Source organism: Pelomonas sp. Root1217, from assembly GCF_001425705.1.
In the GTDB taxonomy this organism is placed as follows: domain Bacteria; phylum Pseudomonadota; class Gammaproteobacteria; order Burkholderiales; family Burkholderiaceae_C; genus Pelomonas.
Genome location: NZ_LMDC01000028.1, coordinates 146,421 through 162,196, shown reverse-complemented (window position 1 = coordinate 162,196; position 15,776 = coordinate 146,421). Strand labels below are relative to the sequence as shown.

Here is a 15,776-nt window from a genome sequence, read left to right as displayed (position 1 = left end):
TCGCTCAAGCTGTTGTGGCGGTGTCCGCCATGGCCCGGGCGCAGGCAGCTGCACTGGCCCACGCCCATTGAAAGTTGTAGCCGCCCAGCCAGCCGGTCACGTCCACGACTTCACCGATGAAATACAGGCCCGGGACGCGCTTGCTCTCGAGCGTCTGCGAACTCAGTTCCTTGGTACTGACGCCACCGCGCATGACTTCGGCCTTGCGCCAACCCTCGTCGCCGTCGGGCATCAACTGCCACTCGTGCACGCTGCGGCCCAGGCGCTGCAGGTCGGCGTCGCGGCAGTCGGCCAGCGGTTTGGTGGCATCCAGGTTTGCGCGCTCAAGCCAGGCGGCCGCCAGGCGCTGCGGCAGGCGTGCCGCGAATTCGTTGCCGAGCTGGCGCCGTGAGGTGGCCTTGGCCTGGACAAGTTCCTTCTCCAGTTGGAGATCGGGCGCCAGATTGAGCTGCAGTGCCTGATCATCGGCGCGGTAGCTTGAGATCTGCAGGATGGCCGGGCCGCTGAGGCCGCGATGTGTGAACAGCAGGTCTTCGAGGAACCGCGTGCGCGCTTTGCCACTGCCAACGCTGACTTCCACCGGCAACGACAACCCAGCCAAGGCGGCGAAGGGCGCCCAGGCGTCCGCATCGAAGGTCAAAGGCACCAGCGCCGGGCGCGGCTCCACGATGGCGTGCTCGAAGCGCTTGGCCAGTCGCAGGCCCCAGTCGCTGGCGCCGATCTTTGGCACGGGCAGCCCGCCAGTCGCGACGACGACGCGCGGCGTCAGCACCGGGCCCTGGCTGGTATCCAGTTCGAACCCGCCTTCGGGCAGCCTGCGCACGTCCGCCACCGTGCAGGGCTGCCAGCGCGTCACGCCGCCCGCCTCGCATTCCTTGACCAACATTTGGATGATCTGCTCAGCGGAGTCGTCGCAGAACAACTGGCCCTTGTGCTTCTCGTGGAAGGCGATGCCGTAGCCCTGCACGAGCTTGATGAAGTCCTGCGGGGTGTAGCGGGCCAGGGCTGAGCGGCAGAAGGCGGGGTTTTCGGACAGGAAATTGGCCGGCCCGGCCTCGCGATTCGTGAAATTGCACCGGCCGCCGCCGGAGATACGAATTTTTTCGGCCAGCTTGGGCGAGTGGTCGATCAGCAGTACCTTGAGACCCCGCTGGCCCGCAAGGCCAGCACAGAACAGCCCTGCCGCCCCCGCGCCCACCACCACCGCATCGAATCCCCGCATAGACCTCCCGTGAATGGGGCGGCATTGTCGTGGGTGGGCGCATCGAAACTCGTTAGGATTCACGCCGGGTAGCAAAAGGGTCTTCTAGGGGGGAGGCCCGATTCATGGGGTGGCACGGCCTTGCTGGTGCTGCTTTGGCCCCACTACAGTCCCCCGACACCTTTGGTATTCGCGGCATTGCGCCGCGAATACACGATGGCATCACAACGATCTCATGGACATGACCGCTGACCAGACCGCGATGCAGCCGCCGCCCGGCAGCCTGGCGCATTGGCTGGCAGGCCACGGAGAGCTGGGCGGCGAGACGCTGGCCGGCCTCATCTCGTTGATCGAACCCCTGGGCAGCCAGGCGGCGATCAAGGCGATGTCCACCGGCCGATACGTGTTTGCGAGCACAGGCCTGGCGCAGATGTTCGAGCGTGAAGCGGTGGTCGGCCACACGGACGCCGAGTTGCTCAAGGCTGACGAGACGACGGCCTTGCGCCGTGTCGAGCAGACGGTCATGGCCCAGCGTCACCCGGTCGTCAGCGAGCACAAGCTGGAAATCAACGGCCGCCGCCGCGAGTTCAGCGTCACCCGGCTGGCTCTGAGTGCCGACTTCCTGCTCTCCGTATGGCATGAGCGCACCGAGGAGCGCCACCGCGAGGCTCATCTGCAGCGCGCCTTGGCCCAGATCGAGCAGCAGCAGTCCTCCATCGAGCAGATCCGCCGCGAGCTCCAGCAGGGCTCAGGGCGGGACGATGTTTCGGGCCTCTACATGCGGGCGCAGTTCGACGACCAGTTGTTGCGTGAAATCGACCTGTCTTCGCGTGAGCATCGTGAGTTCGCTCTCGTCATCATTGCGCTGGATGCCTCGCCGGCCATCACCGGCCTGGGTGATGACGCCCAGCAGCGCCTGCTCGAGGGCATCGGTCGCATGCTGCGCGCCAACACGCGGGCGATGGACTCGGCCTGCCGCATTGGGCCGCAGCGCTTTGCGGTGCTGCTGTCCGGCGTGGGCCTGGCGACGGCCCATGCACGCATGGAGCAACTGCGCCGCCAGTGCGCGGCCCAGATCGTCGTGTTGAATGGCCAGGACCTGGGCTTGTCCATCTCGATGGGCGTGTCCAGCTTCCCGCATACCGCCTCGCGCCAGGACGAGCTGATGGCCGCCAGCGAAGCGGCCGTCCACGAGGCGCAGCGCCGCGGTGGCAACCAGGTCGTGCTGGCGTCCATTGCCTTCGGCTAAAGCTCCGACAGCCCCTTGTAGAGCATGTAGGCCGCGAGCGCGAACAACAGCATCGCGAAGACCCTTTTCAGCTGAGCCACGTCCATGGCATGGGCCGCGCGTGCGCCGAGCGGTGCCATCGTCACGCTGGCCACGGCAATCAACGCCAGCGCTGGCAAATAGAGGTAGCCCACCGATCCCGGCAGGGCTGGCGTCAGCCCCCAACCACCAATGACGTAGCCAAGCGTGTTCGCGACTGCGATCGGGAAGCCCAGGGCGGCGCTTGTCGCGACGGCGAGGTGCACCGGCACATTGCACCAGACCATGAAGGGCACGCTGACAAAGCCGCCACCAGCCCCCACCATGCCCGAAAGCAGGCCGATTCCCGCGCCCGCACTGAACTGGCCGGTCGTGCCAGGCATCTGCCGGCTGGGCGCCGGGCGCTTGTTGCGCAGCATCTGCCAACCCGAAAAGCTGACGAATGCGGCGAAGACCAAGGCCAGCCAGGCGCCTTTGAGAAGGGCGAACAGGCCGGCACCCGCCAGCAGGCCGCCGATGAGGATGCCGGGCGCCAAGCCCTTGACGAGATCCCAGCGCACCGCGCCGCGCTGGTGATGGGCGCGCACGCTGGACAGCGACGTGAACATGATGGTGGCCATGGACGTCGCGATGGCTATCTTGACCGCCAGGCCCGGCTCGACGCCGCGCTGGCTCAGGATGAAGGTCAGGATGGGCACCATCAGCATGCCGCCGCCGATGCCGAGCAATCCCGCGAGGAAGCCAGCCGCGAGGCCGAGTGCGAGCAGTTCCGCGGCGAGGGTGGCTGTCATTTGCCGTGCAGGCGCTTCAACACGGCTTGCCATTCGGCCGGCGTGACCGGCGTGATCGACAGCCGGCTGCCGCGCTCCAACACGCGCATCGACGCGAGCTCCGGCGCCTCGCGCATTTCCTTCAGGCTCAGCAACCGCGTCGTCTCGCGCCAGCGCACGTCAACATGGACCCAGCGCGGTGCCTCGGGCTTGGACTTGGCGTCGTAGTAATGGCTGCTCGCGTCGAACTGCGTCGCATCCGGATAGGCCGCGCTGCTGACCTCGGCGAGCCCGGCGATGCCAGGCTCAGGGCAGGAGGAGTGATAAAAGAGCACGCCATCGCCCACTTGCATGTCGTCGCGCATGAAGTTGCGCGCCTGGTAGTTGCGAACGCCCGTCCATGGCAAAGTGCCGGCGCGTTGCAGGTCGAGGATCGAAGCCTCGTCGGGCTCTGATTTCATCAGCCAGTAGTTCATCAGCTGATGCTAAGCGGGAAGAAGGTGTCCACCGCAATCCGGGGGGCCGAGATCCTGAACACCCAGGGGTAATCAGGTGGGCGAGGTCAGCCGGACTTCGGGTTCATCTGACGCGAGACGATCACGCCCGTCCGGCATGTTCCAAGCCCTTGCTCATAGAGCATCGGATGAAGGAAATAAAGCCCCGGGGAAAGCGGTGGACGGCGTGAATTCTAAGTCTTAGAGCAGCTGCCCGTCGTGACCGAGTGCTTCATCCAGGCGCTTGACGAGGGTATCGATTTCGGGCGTTGACACCGGCGTCTCACGCGAGGTGTCGGCGAGCTGATAGGCCAGGTTCAGCGCGGCCAATACGGCGATGCGTTCGCGTGCCTTGACCTTGCCGGCGTCGCGGATGGCGCTCATCTCGCGGTCCACCTGGGCCACGGCGGAGCTCAATGCAGCCTCGCCGCCTTCGGGGCAGCCGAGCAGATAGCTCTGGCCCATGATGGTCACTTCCATCTGCTTCATGCGTCTTCCTTGGGCGTCTCGACGGGCAGGCGCTCCAGCAGCGCGTCGACGCGCGCTCGCGCCGCATTCAGCCGCGAGCGCAGGCTGTCGCGCTCCTGCGTGAGGGCCGCCACCTGCTCGAGCAGCAGGGTGTTGGTTCGGGTCAGTTCGTCGTGGCGCAGCAGCAGGCGTTCGACGCGTTCGGTGAGGTCGCTGAGTTGGGCCATGGCGTGTGAGGGTTCAGGCGGCGGATTTTAGGTTCCGGCCGTAGTCGCATTCGTTGATGACCGCGCAAACATTGCACAGTGGCTTGCGCGCCTGGCAGACATAGCGGCCGTGCAGGATCAGCCAGTGATGGGCGTCAACCAGATAGTCGGTTGGCACGCGGTCCAGCAAGCCCAGCTCGACGGCCAGCGGCGTCTTGCCTGGTGCGAGGCCGGTGCGGTTGCTGACGCGGAAGATGTGCGTGTCAACCGCCATCGTCGGCTCGCCAAAAGCAACGTTGAGCACGACGTTGGCCGTCTTGCGGCCGACACCAGGCAAGGCTTCGAGATCGGGGCGTGAGCGTGGCACTTCGCCGCCATGCAGGTCGATCAGCATGCGACAGGTCTGCAGCAGATGCCTGGCCTTGCTGCGGTACAGGCCGATGGTCTTGATGTACGACTCGAGGCCTTCCTGGCCAAGGGCGAGGATCTGCGCGGGTGTGTTGGCAACCGCGAACAGGCGCCTGGTGGCCTTGTTGACACCAACGTCGGTGGCCTGGGCGGACAGCAGCACGGCGGTCAGCAACTCGAAGACGCTGGTGAACTCCAGTTCGGTCTGGGGCGCCGGGTTGGCAGCCTTGAGGATGGCGAAGAAGCGTTCGACTTGGCTCGCGTTCATGCCGCGATTGTCATGTCCGTTTGGCTCTGGCGCGGGCAAGCGCGGCTTCAATGGCCGCGCGCTTGCGGTCGAGCTGCGCGGGGTCGGTGATCGCAGATGCCGTCGGCAGGTCCGCCAGCTTGGCTTCGGCCTTGACAACCAGGCGCGCCGCGTTCTCTTCGGCTTCGCGATGGCGGCGGAACTGGCGAAAGGCGTAGCGCTCGCGCGCCTCGGCGGCCTGCGGCGGGCTCCAGGCCGCCCAGCCGGTGGCAGTGGTGACCTCGGGCATGGAGATGCAGTCGACCGGGCAGGCCGGTACGCACAGTTCGCAGCCGGTGCACTGAGCAGTGACGATCACGTGCATGGCTTTGGGCGCCCCGACGATGCAGTCGGCCGGGCAGGCCTTGATGCAGAGGGTGCAGCCGATGCACCAGGCTTCGTCGATGACGGCGACGCCACGCGTGGCTTCAATGCCGTTGACGGGATTCAATGGCAGGCCAGGGCGTCCGGTGATCGCGGCGAGTCGTGCAATGCCCTCTGCACCGCCAGGAGGGCATTGGTTGATCTCGGCCTCACCCGCGGTGATGGCGTCGGCGTAGCGGCGGCAGTCCGGGTAGCCGCAGCGAGTGCATTGGGTCTGCGGCAGTGCGGCGTCGATCAGCTCCGCGAGGTTCACGCTGGATTCAAGCCTTTCGCTTGCGGGCTGCCGGCTTGGCTGTGGTCTTGGCCACTGCCACCTTGGCGGTCTTCTTCAGCGGCGCAGCTTCGTATTTGGCGATGAAGTCGCGCACTTCGGGATAGACCTTCTCGCGCCAGCGGCGGCCCGAGAAGATGCCGTAATGGCCGGCGCCAATGGCGTCGTAGTGGTACTGGTGCTGCTTGGCAACACCCGAGCAGATGTCGTGTGCCGCCTTGGTCTGACCGGCGCCAGAGATGTCGTCCAGCTCGCCCTCGACAGTCAGCAGCGCGGTGGTCTTGATGTCCTGCGGGCGCACGAAGTGGCCGTCGACTGCCCAGGTGCCGTTCACCAGCGCGAAGTCCTGGAAGACGGTCTTGATGGTGTCGAGGTAGTACTCGGCAGGCATGTCCAGCACGGCGTTGTATTCGTCGTAGAACTTGCGGTGGGCTTCAGCGCTGTCATCATCGCCGCGCACCAGGTCCAGGAAGTAGTCGTAATGAGAGGACAGGTGGCGGTCCGGATTCATCGCCACGAAGCCGGTGTGCTGCAGGAAGCCCGGGTAGACCTCGCGGCCAGCGCCGGGGAAGTTGGTCGGCACGCGGTAGATGACGTTGTTCTCAAACCAGCTGTAGCTGCGGTTCATGGCCAGGTTGTTGACGGCCGTCGGGCTCTTGCGGGCGTCGATGGGGCCACCCATCATGGTCATGCTGCGCGGCGTGGCTTCACCGGCGCTGGCCATCAGCGAGATGGCAGCCAGCACAGGCACGGTGGGCTGGCAGACGGAGATCACATGGCTGTCGGCGCCGCCGACGTGGCGGATGAACTCCTGCACGTAGTGGATGTAGTCGTCCAGGTGGAAGGGGCCGACTTCCAGCGGCACCATGCGCGCGTCGGTCCAGTCGGTGATGTAGACCTTGTGGTCCTTCAGCAGCTGCTTGACGGTCTCGCGCAGCAGCGTGCTGTGGTGGCCCGACAGCGGCGCCACGACGAGCACCGTAGGCTGGTCCTTCATCTTGGCCAACACCTTGAGGTCGTCGGTGTAGCGCTTGAAGCGCAGCAGGCGACAGAACGGCTTCTCGAGCGCCACCAGCTCCTGCACCGCGACGTCGACGCCGTCGACTTCCACGGACTTGATGTCGAACTCGGGCTTTTCGTAATCCTTGGCCAGGCGGTGCATCAAGTCCAGGCCGGCGGACAGGCGCTGCGCCATCGGCGTGTGGGTGAACGGTGACAGCGGGTGGCTGTAGAGCTTGGCCGACGCGGCTGCGAACTCAGAGAAGGGACTGAGCAGCGCGCGCTGGGTTTCGAAGAACTGATACAGCATTGGCAAACCTTGAACTAGGGGCCGGGACGCCCCGATGGTGCCAGAAAACGCTTTCGGCCTTGTGCGCTGCAGCATCGGATGGGCGGTCAAACCGCCAATCCTGCGCACTTGGCTGGTGCGTTGAAGGGCTTTCAGCCCTTGATGACCGCCGCCATCGCGCTGGCGACGGTGGGCAGATTGCCCTCATTCAGTGCGGCGACACAGATGCGGCCAGAGTCCACGCCATAGACGCCGAACTCGCTGCGCAGACGCTGCATCTGGGTGGCGTTCAAGCCCGAGTAGCTGAACATACCCAGTTGCTCAGTGACGAAGGACAGGTCTTGGGTCACGCCGGCAGCTTTCAGCGCGGCGACCAGCGCGCCGCGCATGGCCTTGATGCGCACGCGCATGCCGGCCAGTTCCTCCTCCCAAAGCGCGCGCAGCTTGTCGTCGGACAGCACCTGGGCGACGACCTGGGCACCATGCGTGGGCGGGTTGGAATAGTTGGTGCGGATCATGATCTTCAGCTGCGACAGCACGCGCACGGCTTCCTCGTCGCTGCTGCAGACGACGCTCAGCGCGCCGCAGCGCTCGCCGTACAGCGAGAAGCTCTTGGAGAAGCTGGTCGACACGAAGAAGCCGACGCCGGCGGCCATGAACTGACGCACCGCCTCGCCGTCTTCCTTCAAGCCGAAGCCGAAGCCCTGGTAGGCCATGTCCAGGAAGGGCGTCAGGCCCTTCGTCTTGACAGCGGCGACCACCTGGGCCCATTGCTCGGCGGTGATGTCGTAGCCGGTGGGGTTGTGGCAGCAGGCGTGCAGCACGACGACGGTGCCGGCCGGCGCGGCATTCAGCGCGGCCAGCATGCCGTCGAAGTCGATGCCCTTCTTGGCGGCGTCGTAGTAGGGGTAGGCCTCGACCGTGAAGCCGGCCTGCGTGAACAGGGCGCGGTGGTTTTCCCAGCTCGGGTCGGAGATCAGCACCTTGGAGGCCGGGTTGAGCTGCTTGAGGAAGTCGGCGCCGATCTTCAGCGCGCCGGTGCCGCCGATGGCCTGCACGGTGGCGACGTTCTTCAGCTCGCTGCCAAAGACGAGCTTCTGCACCGCCTTGTCATAGGCGGCGATGCCATCGATCGGCAGGTAGCCGCGCGGCTTGGGCGCGGCAGCCATGGCGGCTTCGGCCTCGCGGACGCATTTCAGCAGCGGCAGCTTGCCGTTCTCGTCGTAATAGACGCCGACGCCGAGGTTGACCTTGCCGGGGCGGGTGTCGGCGTTGAACTGCTCGTTCAGGCCGAGGATGGGATCACGGGGGGCAAGGGCGACATCGGCGAACAAAGACATGACGGGATTCCTGAAAGGACGTTGGCAGTAGGGGAGGCTTGAAGAATCAGGGTCTGCGCTAACCTGACTGGTTCTGCATCGCACATGCAGTGCAGCAATTTTGCCGCCGAACCCAGGGAATTCCCCATGCAAGAAGCCTTGAACGCCATGCCTGGCTCCGAAAGTGACTCGGAGGAACGCAAGGGCGAATTCGTCAGCTTCGAAGGCTCGCCGTTCCAGCTGTTCCAGCCTTTCCCGCCGGCCGGGGATCAGCCGACCGCCATCGCGCAGCTGGTGGAGGGCATCAACGACGGCCTGAGCTACCAGACGCTGCTGGGCGTGACGGGTTCGGGCAAGACCTTCACGATGGCCAATGTCATCGCCCGCCTGGGGCGGCCGGCCATCATCTTTGCCCCCAACAAGACGCTGGCGGCGCAGCTCTACAGCGAGTTCCGGGATTTCTTTCCGAACAACGCCGTCGAGTATTTCGTCAGCTACTACGACTACTACCAGCCTGAGGCCTATGTGCCGCAGCGCGACCTGTTCATCGAGAAGGACAGCGCGATCAACGAGCACATCGAGCAACTGCGCCTGTCCTGCACCAAAAGCCTGCTGGAGCGGCGCGACGTGGTGATCGTCGCCTCCGTCTCGGCCATCTACGGCATCGGCAACCCGAGCGACTACCACCAGATGGTGATGACGCTGAGGGTCGGCGACAAGATGGGCCAGCGCGACGTCATCGCCCACCTGATCCGCATGCAGTACACGCGCAACGAGATGGAGTTCGTGCGCGGGCACTTCCGCGTGCGGGGCGACACCATCGATGTCTTCCCGGCCGAGCACTCCGAGCTGGCCATCCGCATCGAGCTGTTCGACGACGAGATAGAGACCCTGTCGCTGTTCGACCCGCTGACCGGGCAGATCCGCCAGAAGATCCCGCGCTTCACGGTCTACCCGAGCAGCCATTACGTGACGCCGCGGGACCGGGTGCTGGCAGCGACGGATGCCATCAAGGCGGAGCTGCGCGAGCGCGTCGACTTCTTCGTCAAGGAGGGCAAGCTCGTCGAGGCCCAGCGCGTCGAGCAGCGCACACGGTTTGATCTGGAGATGTTGCAGGAGGTGGGCCACTGCAAGGGCATCGAGAACTACACGCGCCATCTGTCGGGCGCCCAGCCGGGCGACCCGCCGCCGACGCTGGTGGACTACCTGCCCAAGGACGCCATCATGTTCCTGGACGAGAGCCATGTGCTGATCGGCCAGTTCGGCGGCATGTACAACGGCGACCGGGCGCGCAAGACGACGCTGGTCGAGTACGGCTTTCGCCTGCCGTCGGCGCTGGACAACCGGCCGCTGAAGTTCGCCGAGTTCGAACGCAAGATGCGCCAGGCTGTGTTCGTTTCGGCCACGCCCGCGCAGTACGAGCAGGACAATGCCGGCCAGGTGGTCGAGCAGGTGGTGCGACCGACGGGCCTGGTCGATCCCCTGGTGGAAGTGCGTCCCGCCACGCACCAGGTCGACGACGTGCTGCAGGAGATCCGCCTGCGTGTTGAAGTCGGCGAGCGTGTGCTGATCACGACGCTGACCAAGCGCATGGCCGAGCAGCTGACCGACTACCTGGGCGACAACGGCGTCAAGGTGCGCTATCTGCACTCGGACATCGACACCGTGGAGCGCGTCGAGATCCTGCGCGACCTGCGCCTGGGCGCCTTCGACGTGCTGGTGGGTATCAACCTGCTGCGCGAAGGCCTGGACATTCCCGAGGTGTCGCTGGTGGCCATCCTGGACGCCGACAAGGAAGGCTTCCTGCGCGCCGAGCGCAGCCTGATTCAGACCATCGGCCGCGCCGCGCGCAACCTGAACGGCAAGGCCATCCTCTACGGCGACCGCATCACCGAGTCGATGCGCAAGGCCATCAGCGAGACCGAGCGTCGCCGCGCCAAGCAGATCGCCTTCAACGAGGAAAACGGCATCACGCCGCGCAGCGTGCAAAAGCGCATCAAGGACCTGATCGACGGCGTCTATTCCGCCGAATCTGGCCGCGATGACGCCAAATTGCTGGCAGCGGCCAAGGTGGAGGACATGTCGGAGAAGGATCTGGCCAAACGCATCGCCCAGCTCGAGAAGCAGATGCTGGAGCACGCCCGCAACCTTGAGTTCGAACAGGCGGCCCGCATCCGCGACCAGCTGGGGCAACTGCGGGAACAGGCCTTTGGCGCGCGCGTGCACGACAACATCGTGCCCCTGGACAGTGCCCGAAAGGCGGGTTCGCCTCGTTGAGAGTACTGCGGCGCAGCAAAAACCTGCCGAAACCTAGGGATACCTCACGGCCATAGGACGTGGCGGAGTAGTCGAGTAAAATCATCGGAAATGATTCGCTCGGGTATTGTCCAGGAGTGCCCGGGTTAACCCGAAATCGTTTGTCCAGGACAAATCCTGGTCGTGCCACTCGCTAAGGAGTTTTTATGCGTCTCACTACCAAAGGCCGGTTTGCAGTCACCGCGATGCTGGACTTGGCGCTGCGCGAGAATACGGGCCCCGTGGCCCTGGCGGCGATCAGCCAACGGCAGCAGATTTCGCTCTCCTACCTGGAGCAGCTCTTCGGCAAGCTGCGCCGCCATGAACTGGTGGAAAGCACCCGCGGCCCGGGTGGCGGTTACTCGCTGGGCCGCAAGGCTGAGGACATCACCGTCGCGGACATCATCGTCGCCGTGGACGAGGCGCTCGACGCCACCGGCTGCGGCGGCAAGGAAAACTGCATGGGCGAGGACAGCGGCCGCTGCATCACTCATGAACTCTGGACCAACCTGAACGCCAAGATGATCGAGTACCTCGATTCCGTCTCCCTGCGCAAGCTGGCCGACGAACAACTGGCCAAGGGCTTCGAGGTCGAGGCGGCGCCGGTCAAGCGGGCCATCTCCAGCCAGCCGGTGCTCAAGCCCATCCGCGTGACGGCGCCGAACTCGGTCTTCGCCCTGGGTGGCGCGTTCAGCAAGTAAGTCAGAAGAACTCAAAAGAAGTCGTTCCATGGACATGACCCCGCACTTCCCGATCTACCTCGACTACGGCGCGACGACGCCGTGCGATCCCCGCGTGGTGGACGCGATGATTCCCTGGTTGCGCGAACACTTCGGCAACCCGGCTTCACGCAGCCACGCCTGGGGCTGGGAAGCGGAAGAGGCAGTCGAGAAGGCGCGTGTGCAGGTCGCCGAGCTGATCGGGGCTGACCCACGTGAGATCGTCTGGACGTCCGGCGCCACGGAGTCCAACAACCTGGCACTCAAGGGCGCCGCCCAGTTCTACAAGACGCGCGGCAAGCACCTGATCACGGTGAAGACCGAGCACAAGGCTGTGCTCGACACCATGCGTGAGCTGGAGCGCCAGGGCTTCGAGGTGACCTATCTCGACGTGCAGGAAAACGGCCTGCTGGACCTGGAAGTGTTCAGGGCCGCGCTGCGCCCGGACACCATCCTGGCCTCGGTCATGTTCGTCAACAACGAGATCGGCGTCATCCAGGACGTGGTCGCGTTGGGCAACCTATGCCGTGAGCGCGGCGTCATCTTCCACGTCGATGCGGCCCAGGCCACCGGCAAGGTCCAGATCGACATGGCCAAGCTGCCCATCGACCTGATGAGCCTGGCCTCGCACAAGAGCTACGGCCCCAAGGGCATCGGCGCGCTGTACGTGCGACGCAAGCCGCGCGTGCGCCTGGAAGCGCAGATGCATGGCGGTGGCCACGAGCGCGGCATGCGCTCGGGCACGCTGCCCGTGCACCAGATCGTCGGCATGGGCGAGGCCTTTCGCATCGCCCGCGAGGAGATGGGTACCGAGAACGAGCGCATCCGCGCGCTGCACATCAAGCTGATCAAGGGGCTGTCCGGCATCGAGCAGACCTTCATCAACGGTGACCTCGAGCACCGCGTGCCGCACAACCTGAACATCTCGTTCAACTATGTGGAGGGCGAGTCCCTGATCATGGGCGTGAAGGGCCTGGCGGTGTCGTCGGGCTCGGCCTGCACGTCGGCCAGCCTCGAGCCCAGCTATGTGCTGCGCGCCCTGGGGCGCAGCGACGAGCTGGCGCACAGCTCGCTGCGCATGACGATCGGCCGCTTCACGACCGAAGAAGAGATCGACTACGCCATCAGCGTGCTGACGGACCGCGTGGCCAAGCTGCGCGAGCTGTCCCCGCTGTGGGATATGTACAAGGATGGTGTCGACATTTCGACCATCCAGTGGGCCGCTCACTGAGCGCGGCAAGGAGAACACCATGGCATACAGCGAAAAGGTCGTTGACCACTACGAGAACCCCCGCAACGTCGGCAAGTTCGACAACGGCGACGATGACGTCGGCACCGGCATGGTCGGCGCCCCGGCCTGCGGCGACGTGATGAAGCTGCAGATCAAGGTCAACCCGGCCACGGGGTTGATCGAGGACGCCAAGTTCAAGACCTATGGCTGCGGTTCGGCCATCGCCTCCAGCTCGCTCGTGACCGAATGGGTCAAGGGCAAGAGCCTGGATGAGGCGCTGACGATCAAGAACACGCACATCGCTGAAGAACTGGCCCTGCCGCCGGTCAAGATCCACTGCTCCATCCTGGCCGAAGACGCCATCAAGGCCGCGGTGGACGACTACCGCGCCAAGCACGCAAGCGTCGCCTGAGTCCATGTCCGTCACCCTCACCGAAGCCGCCGCCCGCCACGTGAAGCGCTACATCGCCAAGCGCGGCAAGGGCGTGGGCGTTCGCCTGGGCGTGAAGACGACGGGTTGCTCGGGCCTGGCCTACAAGCTGGAGTACGCCGACGACGTGGCGCCCGAGGATGTGGTCTTCGAAGGCCATGAGGTCAAGATCCTCATCGACCCCAAGAGCCTGCCCTACCTCGACGGCACCGAGCTGGACTTCGTCCGCGAAGGCCTGAACGAAGGCTTCAAGTTCCGCAACCCGCGCGAGAAGGACAAGTGCGGCTGCGGTGAGTCCTTCCGTGTCTGAAACCCGCTGACTCGACGACAGGCGCGGTGTGAACCGCGCCTTTTGCTTTTCCACCCGCCATGCGCCTCACCGACAACGACTTCCAACTCTTCGGCCTGCCTGAGCAGCAGGCTCAGGTCCGCGCCGACATCGACGCGCGCTGGAAGTCGCTGCAGGCCGAAGTCCACCCGGACCGCTTCGCCTCTGAAGGCGCTGCCGCCCAGCGTTTGGCCATGCAGTGGGCCATGCGCGTGAACGAGGCCCACCAGCGCCTGAAGGACCCGCTCAAGCGCGCCGCCTACCTTTGTGAGCTGCGCGGCGCACCCCTGCAGGCCGAAAACAACACGGCCATGCCGTCGTCCTTTTTGATGCAGCAGATGGAATGGCGTGAGGCGCTGGACGACGCCAGCGACGAGGGCGCGCTGACGGCCCTTGATGACGAGGCGGCCCATGCGCAAGCCGCTGCACTGGCAGCTGTGCAACGCCTGCTCGACGAGGCTGGCGACGCGCCGGCCGCTGCATCCCAGGTCCGCGCGCTGATGTTCATCCAGCGCTTCCGCGCCGATATCGATCAACGCCTCGCCGCGCTTGACGCCTAAAAAAAAATGGCCCTCCTTCAGATCTCCGAACCCGGCGCGTCACCCGACCCGCACCAGCGCCGCATCGCCGTCGGCATCGACCTCGGCACGACGCATTCCCTCGTCGCGGCCGTCCGCCACGGCGTGGCCGAATGCCTGCCCGACGAGCAAGGCCGCGTGATCCTGCCGTCCGCCGTGCGCTACCTGCCCGAAGGCCGCCGCCAGATCGGCGCCGATGCGCTTGCTGCCCAGGCCGAGGATCCCGAGAACACCATCGTCTCGGTCAAGCGCTTCATGGGCCGTGGCCTGGCTGACGTGGCCAACCGCGAACACCTGCCCTATCAGTTCGAGGACCGCCCCGGCATGCTGGCCATCGCCACGCGTGATGGCGTGAAGAGCCCGGTCGAGGTATCTGCCGAAATCCTCGCGACGCTGCGTTTCCGCGCCGAGGACAGCTTCGCCGATGACCTGTTCGGCGCCGTGATCACGGTGCCCGCCTATTTCGACGATGCCCAGCGCCAGGCCACCAAGGACGCTGCCGAGCTGGCCGGCCTGAAGGTGCTGCGCCTCATCAACGAGCCTACCGCCGCCGCGATTGCGTACGGCCTGGACAACGCTAGCGAAGGCCTCTACGCCGTCTACGACCTGGGCGGCGGCACCTTTGACATCTCGCTGCTGCGCCTGACGCGCGGCGTGTTCGAGGTTGTCGCGACGGGCGGCGATGCGGCCCTGGGGGGCGACGACTTCGATCGCGTGCTGGCCGACTGGGCGCTCGCGGGCCGTGCCATGGAATCGGCCCACGACAAGCGCGCTGTCCTCGTCGCGGCGCGTGCCGCCAAGGAGGCCCTGTCTGACGCGGACTCGACCGAACTGGTGGCCGCGCTGGATGCCGGCGAACTGCGTGTGACCGTCACCCGCGCTCAATTCGAAGAGCTCGCCCAGCCGTTGATCGCCAGGACCCTGTCTTCGGTGAAGCGCGTGCTGCGCGACGCCAAGGTCAAGGCGGCCGACGTGGTGGGCACGGTCATGGTCGGCGGCTCCACGCGCATGCCCATCGTTCGCAGCGCGGTGAGCGAGCTGTTCGGCCGCGAGGTGCTGACCAACCTGAACCCGGATGAGGTCGTTGCGCTGGGCGCCGCTATCCAGGCCAACCAGCTCGCCGGCAATGCCTCCGACGGCGAGATCCTGCTGCTAGATGTGATCCCGCTGTCGCTGGGGCTCGAAACCATGGGTGGCCTGGTCGAGCGCGTCATCGAGCGCAACTCGACCATCCCGGTCGCCAAGGCCCAGGACTTCACGACCTTCAAGGATGGCCAGACCGCGCTCGCCATCCATGTCGTGCAGGGCGAGCGCGAGCTGGTCAGCGAATGCCGTTCGCTGGCGCGCTTCGAGCTGCGCGGCATCCCGCCCATGGTGGCCGGTGCGGCGCGCATCCGCGTCAGCTTCCAGGTCGATGCCGACGGGCTGCTGAACGTGTCTGCCGAGGAGCTGACTTCAGGCGTGCAGGCGGCCATCACCGTCAAGCCCAGCTACGGCCTCGGTGATGATGAAATTGCCAACATGCTGAAGGACGGCTTTGCCAGCGCCGAGGGCGACATGGCGGCGCGCAAGTTGCGCGAGGCCAAGGTCGAGGCCGAGCGCATGGTCCTCGCCACACGCAGCGCGTTGGCCGCCGACGGCGATCTGCTGCCCGCAGCCGAGCGTGAGGAGTTAGAGGCGCGCCTGTTTGCCCTGGCAAGGATGGACGGCGATGCCGATGCCATCGATGCGGCCGTCAGGGCGCTGGCCGAGGCGACCGAAGGTTTTGCCGCCGAGCGCATGAACCGTTCCATCGCCCGCGCGCTGACCGGCCGCAACGTCTCGGCCCTTTAA

The 15,776-nt window shown here is 65.7% G+C and carries 17 protein-coding genes; 8 read left to right on the top strand and 9 right to left on the bottom strand.

What is annotated here, in order from left to right:
- Positions 1 to 4: 4 nt before the first annotated feature.
- Positions 5 to 1,222 carry an NAD(P)/FAD-dependent oxidoreductase gene (locus tag ASC95_RS20840; protein ID WP_057299634.1) on the bottom strand — a complete coding sequence of 406 codons (1,218 nt, stop codon included), beginning with the start codon at positions 1,220 to 1,222 and terminating at the stop codon, positions 5 to 7.
- Positions 1,223 to 1,436: 214 nt separating this feature from the next.
- On the opposite strand from ASC95_RS20840, the gene ASC95_RS20835 reads away from it, so the two are divergent.
- Positions 1,437 to 2,450, top strand: coding sequence for a sensor domain-containing diguanylate cyclase (locus tag ASC95_RS20835; protein ID WP_157256436.1), 1,014 nt, complete (start codon positions 1,437 to 1,439; stop codon positions 2,448 to 2,450).
- Here ASC95_RS20835 and ASC95_RS20830 read toward each other — a convergent pair.
- From ASC95_RS20830 to ASC95_RS20795, 8 genes are all read right to left on the bottom strand, one after another.
- Positions 2,447 to 3,259: a sulfite exporter TauE/SafE family protein gene (locus ASC95_RS20830; RefSeq protein WP_057299633.1), complete on the bottom strand. Its 813-nt coding sequence runs from the start codon at positions 3,257 to 3,259 to the stop codon at positions 2,447 to 2,449. The genes ASC95_RS20835 and ASC95_RS20830 overlap by 4 nt on opposite strands.
- Positions 3,256 to 3,714 carry an EVE domain-containing protein gene (locus ASC95_RS20825; protein ID WP_057299632.1) on the bottom strand — a complete coding sequence of 153 codons (459 nt, stop codon included), beginning with the start codon at positions 3,712 to 3,714 and terminating at the stop codon, positions 3,256 to 3,258. Before ASC95_RS20825 ends, ASC95_RS20830 begins: the two co-directional genes overlap by 4 nt.
- A 219-nt stretch (positions 3,715 to 3,933) precedes the next feature.
- On the bottom strand, positions 3,934 to 4,221 hold the full coding sequence (locus ASC95_RS20820) for a cell division protein ZapA (protein ID WP_056196881.1): 288 nt from the start codon (positions 4,219 to 4,221) through the stop codon (positions 3,934 to 3,936).
- Positions 4,218 to 4,427: a hypothetical protein gene (locus tag ASC95_RS20815; RefSeq protein WP_025563979.1), complete on the bottom strand. Its 210-nt coding sequence runs from the start codon at positions 4,425 to 4,427 to the stop codon at positions 4,218 to 4,220. The genes ASC95_RS20820 and ASC95_RS20815 overlap by 4 nt, the downstream gene beginning before the upstream one ends.
- Positions 4,428 to 4,440: 13 nt before the next feature.
- On the bottom strand, positions 4,441 to 5,082 hold the full coding sequence (gene nth, locus ASC95_RS20810) for an endonuclease III (protein WP_056196885.1): 642 nt from the start codon (positions 5,080 to 5,082) through the stop codon (positions 4,441 to 4,443).
- 10 nt (positions 5,083 to 5,092) lie between these two features.
- Positions 5,093 to 5,737 (bottom strand): electron transport complex subunit RsxB, encoded by a 645-nt coding sequence (rsxB, locus tag ASC95_RS20805; protein WP_057299631.1) that lies wholly within the window; start codon positions 5,735 to 5,737, stop codon positions 5,093 to 5,095.
- Between the two features lie 7 nt (positions 5,738 to 5,744).
- Positions 5,745 to 7,064: a polyhydroxyalkanoate depolymerase gene (locus ASC95_RS20800; protein WP_057299630.1), complete on the bottom strand. Its 1,320-nt coding sequence runs from the start codon at positions 7,062 to 7,064 to the stop codon at positions 5,745 to 5,747.
- 131 nt (positions 7,065 to 7,195) lie between these two features.
- Positions 7,196 to 8,383: an amino acid aminotransferase gene (locus tag ASC95_RS20795; protein ID WP_057299629.1), complete on the bottom strand. Its 1,188-nt coding sequence runs from the start codon at positions 8,381 to 8,383 to the stop codon at positions 7,196 to 7,198.
- Positions 8,384 to 8,530: 147 nt separating this feature from the next.
- Here ASC95_RS20795 and uvrB point away from each other — a divergent pair, with 147 nt between their 5' ends.
- The 7 genes from uvrB (at position 8,531) to hscA (ending at position 15,776) form a co-directional block, all read left to right on the top strand.
- Positions 8,531 to 10,639 (top strand): excinuclease ABC subunit UvrB, encoded by a 2,109-nt coding sequence (uvrB, locus tag ASC95_RS20790; protein ID WP_057300443.1) that lies wholly within the window; start codon positions 8,531 to 8,533, stop codon positions 10,637 to 10,639.
- Positions 10,640 to 10,824: 185 nt separating this feature from the next.
- Complete coding sequence (gene iscR / locus ASC95_RS20785) at positions 10,825 to 11,358, top strand: Fe-S cluster assembly transcriptional regulator IscR (RefSeq protein WP_025563988.1); 534 nt, start codon at positions 10,825 to 10,827, stop codon at positions 11,356 to 11,358.
- A 28-nt stretch (positions 11,359 to 11,386) separates the two neighbouring features.
- Positions 11,387 to 12,607 carry an IscS subfamily cysteine desulfurase gene (locus tag ASC95_RS20780; RefSeq protein ID WP_057299628.1) on the top strand — a complete coding sequence of 407 codons (1,221 nt, stop codon included), beginning with the start codon at positions 11,387 to 11,389 and terminating at the stop codon, positions 12,605 to 12,607.
- Between the two features lie 19 nt (positions 12,608 to 12,626).
- A complete protein-coding gene (gene iscU / locus ASC95_RS20775) occupies positions 12,627 to 13,019 on the top strand; it encodes a Fe-S cluster assembly scaffold IscU (protein WP_057299627.1) in 393 nt (130 codons plus the stop codon).
- 4 nt (positions 13,020 to 13,023) lie between these two features.
- The gene (gene iscA / locus ASC95_RS20770; RefSeq protein ID WP_057299626.1) at positions 13,024 to 13,347 is read left to right on the top strand and encodes an iron-sulfur cluster assembly protein IscA; all 324 of its coding nucleotides are present in this window, start codon (positions 13,024 to 13,026) and stop codon (positions 13,345 to 13,347) included.
- A 59-nt stretch (positions 13,348 to 13,406) separates the two neighbouring features.
- Positions 13,407 to 13,925, top strand: a complete 519-nt coding sequence (gene hscB, locus ASC95_RS20765; protein ID WP_057299625.1) for a Fe-S protein assembly co-chaperone HscB — start codon at positions 13,407 to 13,409, stop codon at positions 13,923 to 13,925.
- A 6-nt stretch (positions 13,926 to 13,931) separates the two neighbouring features.
- Positions 13,932 to 15,776: a Fe-S protein assembly chaperone HscA gene (hscA, locus tag ASC95_RS20760; protein ID WP_057299624.1), complete on the top strand. Its 1,845-nt coding sequence runs from the start codon at positions 13,932 to 13,934 to the stop codon at positions 15,774 to 15,776.